At 42.9% G+C, this 17,967-nt stretch carries 15 protein-coding genes; 7 read left to right on the top strand and 8 right to left on the bottom strand.

Annotated elements, in window-relative coordinates:
- Positions 1–41: 41 nt before the first annotated feature.
- The 3 genes from carB (at position 42) to PQO05_RS01565 (ending at position 3,984) form a co-directional block, all read left to right on the top strand.
- Positions 42–2,861 (top strand): carbamoyl-phosphate synthase large subunit, encoded by a 2,820-nt coding sequence (carB, locus tag PQO05_RS01575; protein ID WP_273630883.1) that lies wholly within the window; start codon positions 42–44, stop codon positions 2,859–2,861.
- An 84-nt stretch (positions 2,862–2,945) separates the two neighbouring features.
- Entirely contained in the window at positions 2,946–3,461 is a 516-nt protein-coding gene (locus PQO05_RS01570) for a DUF2199 domain-containing protein (RefSeq protein WP_273630882.1), read from the top strand.
- A 25-nt stretch (positions 3,462–3,486) separates the two neighbouring features.
- Positions 3,487–3,984: a hypothetical protein gene (locus PQO05_RS01565; protein WP_273630881.1), complete on the top strand. Its 498-nt coding sequence runs from the start codon at positions 3,487–3,489 to the stop codon at positions 3,982–3,984.
- Positions 3,985–4,432: 448 nt separating this feature from the next.
- Here PQO05_RS01565 and PQO05_RS01560 read toward each other — a convergent pair whose 3' ends face one another.
- Positions 4,433–4,909, bottom strand: coding sequence for a DUF4920 domain-containing protein (locus tag PQO05_RS01560; RefSeq protein ID WP_273630880.1), 477 nt, complete (start codon positions 4,907–4,909; stop codon positions 4,433–4,435).
- A 310-nt stretch (positions 4,910–5,219) separates the two neighbouring features.
- Here PQO05_RS01560 and PQO05_RS01555 point away from each other — a divergent pair, with 310 nt between their 5' ends.
- Positions 5,220–6,482, top strand: coding sequence for an NHL repeat-containing protein (locus tag PQO05_RS01555; protein WP_273630879.1), 1,263 nt, complete (start codon positions 5,220–5,222; stop codon positions 6,480–6,482).
- Between the two features lie 177 nt (positions 6,483–6,659).
- Here PQO05_RS01555 and radA read toward each other — a convergent pair whose 3' ends face one another.
- The 5 genes from radA to PQO05_RS01525 form a co-directional block, all read right to left on the bottom strand.
- Positions 6,660–8,108, bottom strand: a complete 1,449-nt coding sequence (gene radA / locus PQO05_RS01550; RefSeq protein WP_273630877.1) for a DNA repair protein RadA — start codon at positions 8,106–8,108, stop codon at positions 6,660–6,662.
- Between the two features lie 94 nt (positions 8,109–8,202).
- Complete coding sequence (locus tag PQO05_RS01545) at positions 8,203–8,736, bottom strand: hypothetical protein (RefSeq protein WP_273630876.1); 534 nt, start codon at positions 8,734–8,736, stop codon at positions 8,203–8,205.
- A gap of 204 nt (positions 8,737–8,940) precedes the next feature.
- Positions 8,941–10,491 carry an Rne/Rng family ribonuclease gene (locus PQO05_RS01540; protein ID WP_273630874.1) on the bottom strand — a complete coding sequence of 517 codons (1,551 nt, stop codon included), beginning with the start codon at positions 10,489–10,491 and terminating at the stop codon, positions 8,941–8,943.
- A 219-nt stretch (positions 10,492–10,710) separates the two neighbouring features.
- The gene (locus PQO05_RS01530) at positions 10,711–11,574 is read right to left on the bottom strand and encodes a tetratricopeptide repeat protein (RefSeq protein ID WP_273630873.1); all 864 of its coding nucleotides are present in this window, start codon (positions 11,572–11,574) and stop codon (positions 10,711–10,713) included.
- 15 nt (positions 11,575–11,589) lie between these two features.
- Complete coding sequence (locus PQO05_RS01525) at positions 11,590–11,889, bottom strand: HU family DNA-binding protein (protein WP_166585570.1); 300 nt, start codon at positions 11,887–11,889, stop codon at positions 11,590–11,592.
- Between the two features lie 162 nt (positions 11,890–12,051).
- Here PQO05_RS01525 and mutY point away from each other — a divergent pair, with 162 nt between their 5' ends.
- From mutY to PQO05_RS01510, 3 genes are all read left to right on the top strand, one after another.
- A complete protein-coding gene (mutY, locus tag PQO05_RS01520) occupies positions 12,052–13,122 on the top strand; it encodes an A/G-specific adenine glycosylase (protein ID WP_273630872.1) in 1,071 nt (356 codons plus the stop codon).
- Between the two features lie 6 nt (positions 13,123–13,128).
- Entirely contained in the window at positions 13,129–13,551 is a 423-nt protein-coding gene (locus PQO05_RS01515; protein WP_273630870.1) for a single-stranded DNA-binding protein, read from the top strand.
- Between the two features lie 95 nt (positions 13,552–13,646).
- The gene (locus tag PQO05_RS01510; protein ID WP_273630869.1) at positions 13,647–15,146 is read left to right on the top strand and encodes a serine hydrolase; all 1,500 of its coding nucleotides are present in this window, start codon (positions 13,647–13,649) and stop codon (positions 15,144–15,146) included.
- A gap of 7 nt (positions 15,147–15,153) precedes the next feature.
- On the opposite strand, the gene PQO05_RS01505 is transcribed toward PQO05_RS01510, so the two are convergent.
- On the bottom strand, positions 15,154–15,630 hold the full coding sequence (locus PQO05_RS01505; protein WP_273630868.1) for a hypothetical protein: 477 nt from the start codon (positions 15,628–15,630) through the stop codon (positions 15,154–15,156).
- A gap of 98 nt (positions 15,631–15,728) precedes the next feature.
- Positions 15,729–17,900 (bottom strand): S9 family peptidase, encoded by a 2,172-nt coding sequence (locus tag PQO05_RS01500; RefSeq protein WP_273630867.1) that lies wholly within the window; start codon positions 17,898–17,900, stop codon positions 15,729–15,731.
- Positions 17,901–17,967: the final 67 nt, after the last annotated feature.

Raw genomic sequence — 17,967 nt, 5'->3', positions numbered from 1 at the left:
TAAAAACACAAACTTTAAACTAAAGACTTAAAAAAAGCACTATGCCAAAAGACACCTCCATCAAATCGGTCTTAATTATTGGTTCAGGTCCTATCATCATAGGCCAGGCTTGCGAATTTGACTACGCAGGTTCACAAGCTTCCCTTTCACTGAAAGACGAAGGCATTACCGTGTCTATCATCAACAGTAACCCGGCAACCATTATGACCGACAAGGTTATTGCCGATCACGTTTACCTGTTACCGCTTACTACCGAGAGTATCGAAAAAATACTCCAGGAACAAAAAATTGATGCCGTATTGCCTACCATGGGTGGCCAAACTGCATTAAACCTTTGTATAGAAGCTGATGAACAAGGCCTTTGGAAAAAGTATGGCGTACGCATTATCGGTGTTGATATTGCAGCCATCGAAAAAACAGAGAACCGCGAGGCTTTCCGCCAGTTAATGGTTGATATTGGTGTTGGTGTAGCCAAATCAAAAATTGCCAACTCGTTTTTAGAAGGTAAAGAAGGTGCACAGGAAATCGGCTTCCCGCTGGTTATACGCCCAAGCTATACCCTGGGTGGTAAAGGTGCAGGCTTTGTACACAGAAAAGAAGATTTTGATGCAGCCCTAAGCCGCGGCTTACAAGCATCGCCAACCCACGAAGTATTGGTTGAACAGGCTGTTTTAGGCTGGAAAGAATACGAGCTGGAGTTATTACGTGATAGCAATGATAACGTAATTATCATTTGCTCTATCGAAAACTTCGACCCGATGGGGATCCACACCGGCGACTCGATCACCGTGGCACCTGCCATGACCCTGAGCGACCGCTGCTACCAGGAAATGCGCGACCAGGCTATTAAGATGATGCGCGCCATCGGTAATTTTGCAGGTGGCTGTAACGTACAGTTTTCGGTTAACCCGGCTGATGAGGCTATCATTGCCATCGAGATTAACCCACGTGTATCACGCTCATCAGCACTGGCATCAAAAGCAACAGGTTACCCTATCGCTAAAATAGCTTCTAAACTGGCTATCGGTTATAACCTGGACGAATTAGAAAACCAGATCACCAAAACAACTTCGGCTTACTTTGAGCCAACTTTGGATTACGTGATCGTTAAAATTCCACGTTGGAATTTCGATAAATTTAAAGGCGCCAACAAACAATTGGGCTTGCAGATGAAATCTGTAGGTGAAGTTATGGGTATTGGCCGCAGCTTTACCGAGGCATTGCAAAAAGCTTGTCAGAGTTTGGAGATTGGTCGCGCCGGTTTAGGCGCCGACGGTCGCCAGAGCCGCAACCTTGAAGAAATAATGGATAGCCTTGAGCACCCAAGCTGGGACAGGTTGTTCCACATCTATGATGCCTTGAGCCTGGGTGTGCCAATCGAATCAGTTCGTAAAGCAACCAAGATAGATCGTTGGTTCCTGAACCAGATACAGGAACTGGTTAACCTCGAAAATGAGTTACGCCGCTACTCGGTAAACAACATCCCGCAGGATATTTTCATGACTGTTAAACAAAAAGGTTTCTCAGATCAGCAAATTGCCTGGATTTTAGGTGGCAACACTACCGAAGAGGATGTTTACCAACGCCGCAAAGTTTTAGGCTTAAAACGTGTTTACAAAATGGTTGATACCTGCGCTGCAGAGTTCCAGGCCAAAACACCTTACTACTACTCAACTTACGAGGGCGAGAACGAATCGATCGTATCTGATAAAAAGAAGATCATTGTATTAGGCTCTGGTCCTAACCGTATCGGTCAGGGTATTGAGTTTGATTATAGCTGTGTACATGGTTTACTGGCCGCTAAAGAAGCAGGCTACGAAGCCATTATGGTTAACTGTAACCCAGAGACGGTATCTACCGACTTTAACATGGCCGATAAGTTATACTTTGAGCCGGTGTTCTGGGAGCATGTACGCGACATCATCGAACTGGAAAAACCAGAAGGTGTGATCGTACAGCTTGGTGGTCAGACTGCCTTGAAAATGGCTGAAAAACTGCACGAGCAAGGCATTAAAATTATCGGTACATCATTCAACGATATGGATATTGCCGAAGACCGCGGCCGTTTCTCTGACCTGTTGAAAGAATTGGATATCCCTTACCCTAAATACGGTGTTGCCGAAACTGCTGAAGAAGCTATCGAGGTAGCACACGAAGTAGGTTACCCGGTACTGGTTCGCCCAAGTTATGTACTGGGTGGCCAGGGTATGAGCATCGTTATTAATGATGAAGACCTGGAGAAAGCAGTAGTGAACCTGTTAAAGAACTTACCAGGTAACCGCGTACTGATTGACCATTTCCTTGACCGTGCATCTGAAGCAGAATCTGACTCGATCTCTGACGGTGAGGATGTACACATCATTGGTATGATGGAGCACATTGAGCCTGCCGGTATCCACTCTGGCGATTCATTTGCCGTATTGCCTCCGTTTGATTTGAGCGAAAGCGTAATCAGCCAGATGGAAGAATACTCAACCAAAATTGCCCGTGCTTTAAATGTACGCGGCTTGCTGAACATCCAGTTTGCCATTAAAAACGATAAAGTATACGTAATTGAGGCCAACCCGCGTGCATCACGTACGGTGCCTTTCATTGCTAAAGCTTACGATGTGCCTTACATTAACATTGCAGCCAAAATAATGCTGGGTGTTAACAAACTGAAAGACTTTACCATAATACGTAAGCTTGAAGGTTATGCCATTAAAGAGCCTGTGTTCTCTTTCGATAAATTCCCGGAAGTAAACAAAGAACTGGGCCCGGAAATGAAATCGACCGGCGAAGCCATCCGCTTTATCCCTAACCTCGAAGACCCTTACTTCCGCCACCTGTACAAAGAGAAATCAATGTACCTGAGCAAGTAATTCTGTTAGATAAAGGATGAAAGATATAAGGACAAGGGTTAAGGCTCTTGTCCTTTTTTGTTTAATTTAGGCTTTATAAACCTCATGAAAAACATGAATTATACCTGCAAATGCTGCGGAACAACTTATGACAAAATACCGCTATGCTTTGGCAATGATTATCCGGATTATTATTTGTCAGTTCCTGTTGAAGAAAGAGAGGCGAGAGTCGAGTTAACTGAAAGCTTATGCGTTATCGATGACCACTTCTTTCATCGGGGAAGGCTAATTATACCCATAATTGATTTTCATGAAAATCTAATTTTTAATGTCTGGACATCCATAAGCAGAGAAAATTTTGAGTTAAGAAATGATCTTTGGAACGACGCGACAAGAATAAATCAACCTCCTTATTTCGGATGGCTGCAAACACTTGTGGCTACTTACGATGAGACTTTGAATATAAAAACGATAGCTTATGAAGCTGAGATCGGTTATATACCCACGATTGAAGTAATAGAAGAAAATCATCAATTGCAATATGACCAGATTAATGGTATCTCGTTTGAAACCGCTATGGCTAAAGTTGAACAAATATTAGCGCATAGACATACAATTTAAGCCTGTTTTCATATTCATCAACAATATGTTAGACCTAAACGATTCGCGTTGGAAACTCCTAATAGGTGGTTATAAGATACCCTATGATGCTTCCATTCCATTAAGAGCATTGATGCATATAGATAATATACATGATGCCAAAACTATCATCGATGAACTATTTGATGAATTGCATCATCAGGGAGACGTTGATTTAGCATCTTATTATGCTGTACCCCATCTTGTATCTATCGCACAAATCAAACATTTTATCATTGCCGATATATTATCATTGATAATCACGATCGAAATTGTAAGGCACAATAACATCCCAGTTCCGAATGATCTTGAACATGATTATAACAATGCCTTGAAAGATATCGGGACATTAGGACAATCGTTAATTAATCACGACTGGGACTTAGGTTTAGCTGCAATTTCACTTGCTGCAATAGCTATTTCAAAAGGGCAAACAGATTTGGCCCATGCTATTACTATTTTGGAAGATCCGGGAACATTAGATGAATTACTTGAGAGCTACTAACTTGTCGTTTATTTCTATACAGTGCGATAAGCATTGGCTACGAGATTATTAATGTAGTTTGTTTTCATCGGTATTAATGAGCTCCCTCCCGGTCGGTTGTCCACGCTATTGCTCGCAATGACAAATCTTAAATAACACCGTAAGAATTACTGTGATGAACCCTAAATAACCTAACAATTGTGGCATCTCAATTTTCGGATAGCACAACACTGGCCTCAGCACACCCTTTGAAAGAAAATTGAGCAGCCACGAGTTTTCTTTGGTTACTTTCTTTTGCGGAAAAAGAAAGTGACATCCACTAACGATGAATAACTCGCGCTACCATTCCTAATGGAAAACGGATTGTGCTGTATTTACGTCAGTGCTCTGTAGGTCTGAGATTGCTTCGTACCTCGCAATAACGTGCTAAATCCTTTATCCTTTCGTCCTTTATCCTTCGTCTGCTCAACTATTTGTTCACCATTAACCCCTTAACTTCAAAAGTTAACTTCTCTTTAGGGTTGGTTTTAACCTGGTGTTGCTTTTTCCCTTGTACCGTATCTCCGGCCATGTGCTGCAGATCATCAGCTATGAATTGTTTTTCGGCTACACCGTCGATGATTACCTGGCGGCCTTTTAAATCTGCAGGGATTTTGATGTTGTAATCGCGGAAATGAGCGGCTATTACTTTGCCATTGCCTGCATCCATCTCAAACCAGCCGCCTTGCTCTTTGGTAACCTGCAATACCTTACCATAAATAACAACGCTGATGCGTGTGCGCTTGCCCATAAAAGTTTCGAGCTTAGCGGCGGGCATCTGGTTTATATTAGATGGCGTGCTGCCAAATATCATTCCATGTGGTAGGGGTGTATGCTTTTGGGCAAATATGGTGGTCGATGCACCGGCCATCAACACAAACATGATCAGCTTAATTAACGGTTTCATACCCAAGTAAACAGCATTTAACCGATTTCGTTTAGCAAATACCTAAAAGAAAAGGGCCAAGGGGTAATAAAAATGTTAAAATATAGTTAAAGTGGCAGGTTACAGGATTGTATAACCGATACAATCCTGTAGCTTTGCATAATAACCGGCATATTTAATTTATTTAGCCGTATTGAATTCAGTAATTTAGTTTATAACCTCAGTGAAGAAAAATCTACTCGTAAAAATTACGTTAACAACAGCTCTGATTTTCGTTGTATTATTTCAATTTAGTTGCAGCAAAGACTCTAATAGTACCACTATACCTGTTATGTTAACCAATAACATTATTGCCGGGGTAACTACTACTACTGCAACAAGCGGCGGTACGGTTGTATCATCTGGCAGCGCTACTATAACTGCTATAGGTGTTTGCTATAGTACAACATCGCAAACCCCAACTGTTTCAGATCCGCATACCAGCGAAACTGTTACCTCGAGTTTTACCAGCAACATAACCGGTTTAGCGGCAGGTACAACTTACTATGTACGTTCGTATGCAACAAGCACTGCAGGTACAGGTTATGGCGGTACGGTTAAATTTACTACAAGCACATCTGCTAATGCTACTACTGCAACTGTAACTACCTTTGTTGGTAACGGCAGCGGCGGGTTTGTTAATGGCACCGGTACAGGCGCACAATTATACAACCCATTGGGTATGGCCTCAGATGCTGCAGGCAACCTGTATGTGGCCGATCAGTTTAACCACGTTATCCGTAAAATTACGCCTGCCGGTGTGGTTTCTACTTTTTGCGGTAGCGGCACTAACGGCCATGTTGATGGCCCGGCTAATATTGCGCAGTTCTCGAGCCCTAATGCCATTGCGGTAGATAAATCGGGCAACGTATATGTAACCGACCAGGGCAGTAACCTGATTATAAAAATTACGCCTGATGGTACGGCTACTACACTTGCAGGTATTGGCGCGCCAGGATATGTTAACTCATCATCGCCGCTTAAGGCTGCGTTTAACAATATGCAGGGTATTGCAGTTGATGCAACCGGAAACGTATTTGTTGCTGATGTTGGCAACAACCGCATCCGCGAGGTTAACACCAAAGGTTCTGTTACTACACTGGCCGGAAGCGGTGCTTATAGCCAGATTGACTCTACCAGTACTTTCGCTTCATTTAACAAGCCTGCCGGATTAGCATTTAACTCAAAAGGGCTGTTATATGTTGCTGATAACTTTAATCATGCCATTCGTACAGTTACTACTGATGGTACTGTTAAAACTATTATTGGTAATAACGTACAAAGCGGCTTAATTGGTAACCCGGTTGCTATTACCTTCGATGCTAATGATAACCTTTATATTGTTGATGTTACCGGTCGTGTATTAAGATATAACTCTACAACCAGCAGCGTATTATTTGATTTGGCAGGCACCGCTGGTACCTATGGCTTTGCTGATGGAGTAAATACCGCAGCACAGTTTAATTCGCCAAATGGTGTTGCAGTGGTATCGGGCGTTCCGTATATCTCTGATTCTAATAATAACCGTATCCGTAAAATGGTTGTTGCCAACTAATACGGGGGTAATCATAAAAAAAGAAAGAGCCTTGCTGATGAAGCAAGGCTCTTTCTTTTTATACACCACGTCATGCTGAACTTGTTTCAGCACCCCACTCGCTAAGTATACAGTAAACAAATAGCAGACTTGTCCTGTGGGGTGCCGAAACAAGTTCGGCACGACGTATTTTTATACCTATCCAAACAACAAACTAAACACCTCCTCAATACTCGCTACCGGTATAATCTCAATCGTGTACCTCGATAAGTCTATCCGCTGGTGCTTATCTTGTTTTGCCGATGGCAGGTTATATTTAGAAATAAAAATCCGTTCGAAGCCTAGTTTTTGTGCTTCGGCAATGCGCTGCTCTACCCGGTTAACGGCACGGATCTCGCCTGATAATCCCAGTTCGCCTGCAAAGCAGGTTTTAACAGGGATGGGCATATCCTCATGTGAGGAGATAATGGCCGCAGCCAAACCCAGGTCTATAGCGGGGTCTTCTACACGGATACCACCTGTTATATTCAGGAACACGTCCTTAGCCCCTAATCTAAAGCCACAGCGCTTTTCGAGCACAGCCAGCAACATATTCATACGTCGGGTATCGAAGCCCGTAGCCGACCGCTGAGGGGTGCCGTAGGGCGAAGTACTTACCAGCGCCTGTGTCTCGATCAACATAGGCCGCATACCCTCCAGCGTGGCAGAAATTGTGATACCACTCAAAGGCTCATCGCGCTGCGATAAAAGAATTTCTGATGGATTAGATACTTCGCGTAAGCCTACACCCAGCATTTCATAAATCCCCAATTCAGATGCCGAACCGAAACGGTTTTTAACCGCACGCAATATGCGGTAAACATGGTGGCGGTCGCCCTCAAACTGCAGTACAGTATCCACCATGTGCTCCAATATTTTCGGGCCGGCTATCATACCGTCTTTAGTAATATGGCCGATCAATATCACCGGCGTACCACTCTCCTTAGCAAAGCGCAGCAACTCGGCAGTACATTCACGAACCTGAGATACACTCCCCGGTGTAGATTCGATATGGGATGAATACAAAGTCTGTATCGAATCAATCACTACCAAATCGGGCTCTGTTTGCTCTATCTGCTTAAATATATTTTGAGTGGATGTCTCGGTCAGAATAAAACACCCTTTTGAAATTTCGGATTCATTTTGACTTTTGACTTCTGACTTTTGACTTTCAACTTGAGTCAGACGTTCCGCCCTCATCTTAATCTGCTTCTCACTTTCCTCGCCAGATACATAAAGTACCTTAAGCTTAGGCATGTTAAGTGCCAGTTGCAGCATCAGGGTCGATTTACCAATGCCGGGCTCGCCGCCTATCAGTATCAATGATCCTGCTACAATGCCGCCGCCCAGTACGCGGTTAAATTCGCCGTCGGGGGTAACGTAACGTTGCTCTTCGTGTACGGTAATATCATGTACAGCTATGGCTTTATTGGCACGTTGCTGGGTGGTCGATCCGGTATTTTTCCAGTCGGGGATAGCCGCGTTGGGCTTCTCTATAATTTCTTCAACAAAAGTATTCCATTGCTGACACGACGGGCATTTGCCCAGCCATTTGGCCGATTCGTAACCGCAGCTCTGGCAGAAGTATGATGTTTTAGTTTTAGCCAAGGTGTTCTAATTTGCTAATTCGATGATTTGATAATTTGTCAATTATTCTAAAATCTAAAGATAGAATATTTTGCTAATATAATTAGCCAAACTTCTATGGCTTTGGTGGAAGAAAAAGTACATGATCCAATTTAGGCATTGGGGGATTTCTAATAACGGCTTCAAATTTAATTGAGTCGGCAGCCTTAGTTAATTTCGCCTTTTTATAAGCACCATTAAGCCATATCATAAATTCTAAAACAGGATCTGATTCACGACCCCATATTCTCAAAAATCTATTTTTCCCAGTTTTGCTATGAATTATTAACTCAAATTCCTCTGAATCGGAAACATGTGAGTTACTGTTTAATGATGCAGATTTAAACTTAGTTTGTTCAACTCTTTTATTTAGGGTATCCCAAAAAGCTGCTGTGATCTTTCCTGAATAGTAATGTTCTGATTTGCTGTTATCCAATCTACCATAGTAGTTACAAATCAAGTTACTATCTATACTTATAATAGCCCCATCATCAGATTCACCACCGGTTCTGCTCAGCTCAATTTTGGTTATTTGGTTTTGATGTGATTGAGTTTTGGTGCAGCCCTCAAAAATCAATATTATAAATAGAGCTGCTATACAATGCTTCATATTGCTAAAGGTATAAATTGTATGTAACAAATGAGGGGGCTGTCATGCTGAGCTCCGTCCAAGCATAAGCGTCGGCCCTCTGCACCATACTTTGACGGAGCTCAGTATGACAGCCATTTTGAGTAAAAACAGAAAGGGCCGATAGTAAACTATCAGCCCTTTCTATTTCTCATTGACAAATTGCCGAATTAGCTAATTGCCAAATTATAACTTAATTTCTTCGTCTTTGGTGTTGAAGAAATGGAACTCTGTAATCTGGTAGGCGGGATTGCTCTTCACCTTTATCCACTGGCCATATTTAAAATACCATTTAATCTGGCGTGTAAAAATTCCTTTTTTAATGTATGCCTCAATGTAAGGGTGCACACATAATGTAATCTTTTTCTCGTTTTGCTCAACCAGTATGTAATTGAAATTGGTTTCAATATCATCCAGCAGCAAAATACTTGGCCTGATAACGCCAGTGCCATGGCATGCCGGACAAACTTCGCTGGTTACAATGTTCATCTCCGGGCGAACGCGTTGCCTGGTGATCTGTACCAACCCAAATTTACTTGGCGGCAGTATGGTATGCTTTGCACGGTCGTGCGCCATCTCGTTACGCAGGTAATCAAAAAGATCCTTGCGGTTGGTTGGCTTGTGCATGTCAATAAAGTCAATCACCACAATACCACCCATATCGCGCAGCCTAAGCTGGCGGGCAATTTCGCGTGCGGCTTCTTTATTAACCTGGAAAGCATTTTCTTCCTGGTTTTCTTTATTGGCAGTACGGTTACCGCTGTTTACGTCGATAACATGCAAGGCCTCGGTATGCTCAATAACCAAATATGCGCCACCGGCCAGGTTTACAGTTTTGCCAAACGCAGATTTGATCTGTTTTTCAACACCGTGGTGCTCAAAAATAGGATCCTTGTGCTTGTGCAGGCGAACTATACTTTCGAGATCAGGGGATATCTCGTGTACATAAGATTTCACCTCTTCATAGATCGAGTTATCGTTTACGTAGATGTGCTGAAAATCGGGATTTAATATATCCCTCAATAGCGTTGATGTACGGTCGATCTCGCCTAAAATCTTTTTAGAAGGCTCCGTTGAAGGCAGCCTTGTAATAAAAGTTTCCCACTTCGACACTAAGTCGAGCAGGTCCTTCTGCAATTCTACTACGCCTTTATCTTCAGAAACTGTACGGATAATTACGCCAAAGTTCTTTGGCTTAATACTCTCTACAATTTTGCGCAACCGCGTACGCTCAGTATTGCTTTTTATCTTTTTAGAGATAGATATAGCTTCTGAGAAGGGTACCAATACCACATAACGGCCTGCGATAGACAGGTCGGAACTGAGGCGTGGCCCTTTGGTTGAAATTGGCTCCTTAGCGATCTGAACCGGTATGAGCTGATTTTTGGTAACCACATCGGATATTTTACCCGATTTGCTGATGTCAGCTTCGGCTTTAAAGTTATCGAGCAATTTAGCCTGATAACTACCTCCGCGCACCTGCTTGGTTAGTTTTAATAAGCTTTGTACCTGTGGGCCCAGATCAAGATAATGCAAAAAAGCATCCTTCTCGTATCCTACATCCACAAAGGCAGCATTAAGCCCCGGCATAATCTTTTTGATGCGGCCGAGGTATATATCACCAACTGTATAATTGTTGCTGATTTGCTCTTTATGGAGTTCTACAAGTTGTTTATCCTGTAATAAGGCAATAGTAGCCCCGTTTGGGGATGCATCGATAATTAATTCTTTTACCAACTGCTACTCCATTTCTTATATTGCGATTTCCATCGCAAAAAGGTAAAACAAAAACAAAAAAAATTTACCTGCCTTGAAAAAGGCAGGTAACGAAAGCTAATGTAGCTTATTTCTTTTTATGTCTGTTTTTTCTTAAACGTTTTTTACGTTTGTGGGTAGCCATTTTATGGCGCTTACGTTTTTTACCGCTTGGCATAGTCTAATTTTTTTTATTGTTAATTAATCTTTTAATTCCTTGATAAACTGATCAATGCGTTCTCCGAAAGCCGGATCAGGCATCATCTCTTTACATTTTTGATAAGCTGCAATAGCTTCCTTTTTCATACCCAGCTGCTTATAGCTTTCTGCCAGGTAAAAGTAAGGTTCAACTTCTGGCTTTTGTGCAATCACCGTTTTAAACCTTGTAACCGCTTTATCATACTGGCCCGATTTCATTGCGAACTGGCCCAGGTTCATATTAGCGTTATGGTTTGCCGGATCTTGTTTTACCACATCAAGCAATAAACCAATTCCCTGCATTGGGCTTGGCGCGCCACCGTTTACGTATGCAATACCTAAACCAGCTTCGGCATCCAGATCCTGGGGTTTTAGTTTACGTGCGTGTTCAAAGGCTTCTACCGCATTGGCTACATAAGCAGGCTGTACGGCAGTATCCTGTGTAAATTTATAAGCATCATTAAAACGGGTACCTGCGTTTAACCAATCTTTAAAATCGTTGCTCTTACGGGCAAGATCAAGATAGTAGAAACCTGCAGGTGCGGGCTGATTTACATCGTCCCACTGTTGGGCAAGCTGCTTTTTAACGGCCAGCTTAGCTGCTCCTTCAGGCGCTTTGCTTAACTGATCTTCTAAAGCTGCAATTTTACCTGCTAATGCAGGGCCTACAGCTGCTTTGGCGCTGGCCGATATAGCTTCAACACTTACCTGGGTAACAGGGCGGGCAGCGGCATTTTTACTTGCCATTACACCGTTACTGTGGCCAGACTCGTCTTTAGGCTTTATCAGTCCTTTAACCGGCAACTCATACAAATAGGTCATTAAAGCAATAACTGCTACTATGGTTACTATTTGTTTCCAGTTCATGATACGCTTAATAAATTATTTGCTTGATTTTGTTTTGTTACCGGTTTTTACTTTTTCAACAAAAGTTTTTGCGGGTTTAAAACTTGGCACAAAATGCTCTGGTATAATAATGGCAGTATTTTTTGAAATATTACGCGCTGTTTTTTTAGCTCTTTTCTTAACTACAAAACTACCGAAACCTCTCACGTATACATTTTCGCCACCTACCATAGAGGTTTTTACTACTTTAAAAAATGCCTCAACAGTTTCTTGAACGTCCATTTTCTCGATACCTGTTTTAGATGAGATCTCAGCTATAATCTCTGCCTTGGTCATACCTTATTTTTCTTTAATTATATGATAACTACTTAACTGTTTTGGGGTTGCAAAAGTATGGGTTTATATGGAAACATTGAAATAAAACACTGTATTTTTTTTGTATTGGCCTAAAAACGGCGTATAATGCCATTCTGCTGACAATAATTACCTTTGTTTACAATGAATTTTTCGAACGAAATTACACAATGGTACTCCAATAATAAACGCGATTTACCCTGGCGTAACACCACTGATGCTTACACTATTTGGCTGTCTGAGATCATCTTACAGCAAACCCGTGTGGAGCAGGGGATGCCTTATTTTTACCGCTTTTTAGAACACTATCCAAACGTGGCCGCCTTTGCCGCAGCCAGCGAAGATGACATACTAAAATTATGGCAGGGGCTGGGTTATTATTCGCGCGGCCGCAATATGTTAACCACCGCGCGGCTTGTAAATGAGCTATATAAGGGCACGTTTCCAAACCAATATGAGCAGCTGATTAAGCTGAAAGGAATAGGCGAATACACGGCTGCTGCTATCTCCTCATTTTCGGCCAATGAAGCCAAAGCTGTGGTCGATGGTAACGTGTACCGCGTGCTTGCCCGATATTTCGGCATTAGTGAGCCAATTAACTCAACCAAAGGCAAAAAGTTGTTCCAGGAAACTGCGAATGATATTTTAAATCATGACAATCCCGGCTTGCATAACCAGGCCATGATGGAGCTGGGCGCAATCATCTGCAAACCCAAAAGCCCGGCTTGCGGTATTTGCCCGGTAAACATCGGTTGTCATGCTTTTTTAAACAACGCCACTACACAATTACCTGTTAAACTTAAAACAGTTAAGGTCCGGGAACGTTACCTTAATTATTTTTTAATAACCGATGGCGAAAAGGTATTGATGAACAAAAGAGGCATGAAAGATATATGGGCTAATATGTATGACCTACCCCTGATTGAAACTTCTGAAAAACCCGACCCGTATGAAGTAGTACAACTTAGCGAGGCCGTTGAATATTTTGGGAGTGATGCAGAGGTGATTGAAGTTTCCGGCCCCCTCACACACATCCTTACCCACCAACGCCTGAAGGTGAATTTTATAATTTTAAAAAGCAAAGGGATTAAATTAAAACAAGAATGGTTTTACACAGAAGTAGAAAATTTAAAAAATTTAGCGATGCCTCAAATCATTTTTATATTTTTAACTAATTTTTTTACATTTAAAAATAATTTCCCTTTTTCTAATTAAACTATAATGTCAGGAATAAACAAAGTAATACTCGTAGGCCACCTGGGCAAAGACCCCGAAATACGCCACTTGGAAGGCGGCGTTGCGGTGGCGAGTTTCCCCTTAGCAACTTCAGAAACATTCAATAAGGATGGTAAAAAAGTTGAACAAACCGAGTGGCACAATATTGTAATGTGGCGCGGCCTGGCCGATGTGGCTGCAAAATACCTGCAAAAAGGAAAATTAGTTTACATAGAAGGAAAATTAAGGACCCGCTCTTTCGAAGATAAAGAAGGGATTAAGAAATACACCACCGAAGTTGTTGCCGAAAACTTTACCATGCTGGGCCGCAAAAGCGACTTTGAAGGTGAAGCCCCAAAACAATTAAAACCAAGCGATATTGGCCCCGGTTTTAGTGCCGACGGCGAAGATGACCTGCCTTTTAACTAACCAATTATAACCCAAGCGAAGCCCCGGTAATCATCGGGGCTTTTTTATTTGCGTTACTTTTTTTCATATCTTAAACAACTAAATACCAATTAGATATGAGAAGATATTTTACCTGTCTCTTCCTGTTTATTTTCCCGGTTTTCAGCATGGCGCAATCTGCCGAACAGCTTGCCGCTTTTGACCAATATGTGCAGAAAGGCGTTACCGATTGGCAGGTACCCGGCCTGGCCATTATCGTTGTAAAAAACAACCAGGTGGTATTTAAGAAAGGTTATGGCGTGCTGGAGAAAGGCAAAACCGACAAGGTTAACACGCAAACCATGTTCGCCATAGCATCAACCACAAAAGCTATTACGGCTACCTGTGCCGGCATTTTGGTTGATGAGGGTAAACTGCACTGGGACGATAAAGTAACCGATTACCTGCCCGATTTTCAACTATACGACCCTTATGTAACCCGCGAATTAACCGTGCGCGATTTGTTTTTACACGACAGCGGCGTTGGCAATACCGATTATTTATGGGGCCTGATGGATATTTCGTCTGATGAAATTATGCACCGGTTGAGGCTGGTAAAACCGCAATATAGTTTCCGTGCAGGTTTTGCTTACCAAAACATCTTTTACCTGGTTGCCGGTAAGGTAATTGAAAAAGCAGGCGGCATGCCCTGGGATCAATTCATCAAAACCAGGATTTTCGAACCATTGAAAATGATACGCACTGTACCGTTGATTAAATACACAAAAGGCTTAGGCAATCTATCATCAGCCCACATGAAAATCGACAGCGTTGTGCAAAAAGTACCACTCGATGAAACCGACGAGATCGGCCCGGCTGGAGGTGTATGGTCATGCGTGGACGATATGGGTAAATGGGTACAATGTATGCTGGATAGCAGCAAATACGATCACAACAAACGCCTGCTTAAGCCCGAGACCTGGGCTTATCTCTTAGAACCCCACACCTTTGTAACCAAAGAAGAATTTTACCCCACCATGCAGCTTACCCATCCGCACTGGATAACTTATGGCATGGGTTGGTTTCAGCAAGATTATAAAGGACAGAAGGTTGACTTCCACACCGGCAGCCTGAGCGGCATGATAGCCATCAACGGCATGCTGGTTGATAAGCAGATGGGCGTATACATACTGGCCAACCTCGATCATGCCGAATTACGCCATGCGCTGATGTTTAAGGCTTTTGATACTTTCGCACTGGGTGGCGATACGGACTGGAGTGCCGACTTTTTAAAGCTTTATAACGGCATACACGCCAAGCAGGAAAAGGCAGAAAAAGACGAACTGGCCAAACGTGTAATGGGCACAAAACCATCGCTCGAACTAAGCAACTATGCCGGCAAATACACCGACCCGTTGTATGGCGAAGTAAACGTTAAGGCTGATAAAGATGCCCTGGTTATTGATATTAACCATATCCTCACCGCCACCGTTAAACACTGGCATTACGATACCTTTTACGGCGATTACAGCAATATAGCTTACGGCAAAGCTGCCATAAGCTTTAACCTTAACCCCGAAGATGGCAAAGTAAACAGCATCAGTGTAGATGGCCTCGTTTTAAACCGGGCGAACTAACAATCTGCTATTTCTTTTTATACCATAACAAGCCTATGCAGTTGGCATTTGCCGGGCAATGAATTAACAGCGACAGCGAATCTCTTTTAGCATTAAAACCTACTGAATAGGGGCTGTTATAAGTTTGAGTGCCTACAACCAATTGATTTTCGGGCACAGCGCTCGAGCCGTTATTTGGGATACCGTAATAAACTATATTGGAAAACGAAAGGTCACTGCCATTCAACACATAGTTACCAGTGCTTTTATAAAAATAGCCGAGTGATTGGTTACTTACCGCATCGAACGCCGTCGCATGCGTTTCGAAGGTTCCGTTGGCGCTAAATGTAAAAACCTGGCTGTGCCCGGTTGCGCTTGGGTATATTTGCCGGTTTTCCCAGGTGCCAACAAGCCCGTCATTATTATTTTTTGGTGAATCTTTTTTACAGCTGATTATCACAGCAAAGGCTATCAGCGTAAAAACTAAGTATACAAACGGTTTCATAATAAGTGGTTTATAATCAATACGAACCTTAATAGTATTATGTAACAACCATATTCAAAAAAAGCTCCCGGTTTACCAGGAGCTTTTTTTGAATATGACTATCTGCCGCCCGGCGGGCAATGCTCTTTTAAATATTGGGTATACAAGGTTTTTAAGTGTTCCGTCGTTCCTTCGCCTTCGTTAATGGCATGGGTTCGGTTGGGGTAGGCCATCATCTGAAACTGCCTGTTATATTTAATTAACTGGTTAATCAGCATTTCGGCATTATCAAAATGTACATTATCATCGCCTGTGCCGTGAATGTATAATAAATTTCCCCTCAGATTTTTAGCATAAGTAATGGGCGAACCTTTAATAAACGGCGCACGGCCGTCAGCATCGGTTGGTACGCCCATGTAGCGTTCCTGGTAAATATTATCGTAAGTAAGCTGGTTGCCTACTGCAGCTATGGCTATCCCTGTTTTATAAATTTCGGGGTATTGGAAAAGCAGGTTAAGGGTTGATGAGCCACCACCGCTCCAACCCCAAACTGCTACACGGCTGCTATCAACATAAGGCCATTTCAAAATCTCTTTGGCAGCCATAGCCTGGTCTCGGATGTTAAGGGTACCTATATTTTTGTAAATGGATTTGCGCCATTCCCTGCCGCGCGGGGCAGGTGCGCCGCGGTTATCTACCGAAATGTAGATATATCCATCATCAGCCATACTGCCTTTGTACAAGCGGTTACGGCCAACGCCATAGCTATCGGTAACCGTTTGTGAAGCAGGTTCACCATAAACCATAAACACAACCGGGTATTTTTTATTGGCATCGAAGTTGGTTGGCTTCATCATCCAGCCATCCAGTTGGATACCATCAGTAGTTTTCACCCTGAAGAACTCCGGTTTGTTTTTTACGGCATCGGGATCAATCTTAATCATGCTCCCGCTGATGTGTTGGTGCTGAGGGATATTAATCACCTCTTCTGCAGGCCTTGTATAAGCATTCGAGAAATTATGCAAAGCCAGTTTCCCATTGGGCGAAATCTCATAACCATGCGTACCTAGCTGGTCGAGCGGGGTTATACGGTCGGCGGTAGTGCTGCTGCCATTCAGGGCTACACGGTACAGGTAACGCTGCAATGGGTTTTCGGGCGAGGCAATAAAGTAAACATAGCCGCCTGCTTCATCAATCAGGCTTAGGCTTACTACATCGTAATTGCCTTTGGTTAATAAGGTTTCTTTGCCATCACGGTCAATCTGGTACAGATGTTTCCAGCCGTCTTTCTCGCTTGCCCAGATAAATGATTTACCATTATTTACCCAATCCCAGCCAATGGGTTCTTCCTTAACATCAACCCAGGCTTTGTCTTTATCGGTATAAATTAACCGCGCCGCACCGGTTGTTGTATTGCAGATAAAAATATTGCTCTCATTTTGCGGGCGGTTCAGCTGTTGAAGAATTATTTCATTAGTATTACCCGCCCACTCCATCCGTGGGATATAATGCTGTACAGCATCGCCTGGCACCTTCATCCATAAAGTTTTAGCCGTGCTAATATTAACCACACCAATGCGGCACATACTTGGGTCTGTGCCCGATACCGGGTACTCAACCGGTACCACGTGCGAGTAAACCGAATCGGTAGTATTCAGCATCAGGTAGTTTCTGATCTTCGTTGCGTCAATCTGCCAGTAAGCGATGGTGCGGCTATCGGGCGACCAGCGGAAACCGTCCCTGCAATCAAACTCTTCTTCATACGCCCAATCGAACGTGCCGTTAATCAAGCGTTTTGCACCATCTGTGGTTAATTGTTTAACTACTCCTGTAGTTACATCTTCCACAAATAAATTATGCTCGCTTACGTAGGCTACCTTTTTGCCGTCGGGCGATAGTTTAGCGAACATTAATGACGATGCCGGGCGTGCAGCACCAATTTGTTTGAGCTTGCCGGTTTTAAGGTTATACAACCAGTAATCGCCGCGGGTATCTTGCCGCCATACTTTTTTTGTGTTGTTGTTGATCAGGATCTGCTGCCCGTCTTCAGATACCGTAAACCTGCGGATCTTCAGCGTATCCCCCTTAAGCCCCAGCTTATTTTTGCTCAGTAAAGTTGTGGCTTTACCGGCATCTCGGGCATCATAGATCATGATACTGCCCCTGTCGAGGTCGTAATAATGGAAGCCGTCTTTAGTCCATTGCGTATCGTGTTGTGCGTGCACAGCATTGCTTATGCCCAGCACCAATAATAGTACAAATAGGCTTTTATGGTAGATTTTAAAATTCATCAGAATCAAAAGTGTATAAGTTGTGTTATTAAATTACCAAAGTAGTTTGTAAATATCTAAATTTATC

This window comes from Mucilaginibacter jinjuensis, assembly GCF_028596025.1.
GTDB lineage: Bacteria > Bacteroidota > Bacteroidia > Sphingobacteriales > Sphingobacteriaceae > Mucilaginibacter > Mucilaginibacter jinjuensis.
The sequence above is the reverse complement of the archived record's forward strand: the minus strand, read 5'-3'. Positions and strand labels throughout refer to the sequence as shown.

What these genes read in the sequence shown, in the direction of transcription:
- carB (WP_273630883.1), top strand. Translation starts at nt 42, where the DNA reads ATGCCAAAAGACACCTCCATCAAATCGGTCTTAATTATTGGTTCAGGT.
- PQO05_RS01570 (WP_273630882.1), top strand. Translation starts at nt 2,946, where the DNA reads ATGAAAAACATGAATTATACCTGCAAATGCTGCGGAACAACTTATGAC.
- PQO05_RS01565 (WP_273630881.1), top strand. Translation starts at nt 3,487, where the DNA reads ATGTTAGACCTAAACGATTCGCGTTGGAAACTCCTAATAGGTGGTTAT.
- PQO05_RS01560 (WP_273630880.1), bottom strand. Translation starts at nt 4,909, where the DNA reads ATGAAACCGTTAATTAAGCTGATCATGTTTGTGTTGATGGCCGGTGCA.
- PQO05_RS01555 (WP_273630879.1), top strand. Translation starts at nt 5,220, where the DNA reads ATGTTAACCAATAACATTATTGCCGGGGTAACTACTACTACTGCAACA.
- PQO05_RS01545 (WP_273630876.1), bottom strand. Translation starts at nt 8,736, where the DNA reads ATGAAGCATTGTATAGCAGCTCTATTTATAATATTGATTTTTGAGGGC.
- PQO05_RS01530 (WP_273630873.1), bottom strand. Translation starts at nt 11,574, where the DNA reads ATGAACTGGAAACAAATAGTAACCATAGTAGCAGTTATTGCTTTAATG.
- PQO05_RS01525 (WP_166585570.1), bottom strand. Translation starts at nt 11,889, where the DNA reads ATGACCAAGGCAGAGATTATAGCTGAGATCTCATCTAAAACAGGTATC.
- mutY (WP_273630872.1), top strand. Translation starts at nt 12,052, where the DNA reads ATGAATTTTTCGAACGAAATTACACAATGGTACTCCAATAATAAACGC.
- PQO05_RS01515 (WP_273630870.1), top strand. Translation starts at nt 13,129, where the DNA reads ATGTCAGGAATAAACAAAGTAATACTCGTAGGCCACCTGGGCAAAGAC.
- PQO05_RS01510 (WP_273630869.1), top strand. Translation starts at nt 13,647, where the DNA reads ATGAGAAGATATTTTACCTGTCTCTTCCTGTTTATTTTCCCGGTTTTC.
- PQO05_RS01505 (WP_273630868.1), bottom strand. Translation starts at nt 15,630, where the DNA reads ATGAAACCGTTTGTATACTTAGTTTTTACGCTGATAGCCTTTGCTGTG.
- PQO05_RS01500 (WP_273630867.1), bottom strand. Translation starts at nt 17,900, where the DNA reads ATGAATTTTAAAATCTACCATAAAAGCCTATTTGTACTATTATTGGTG.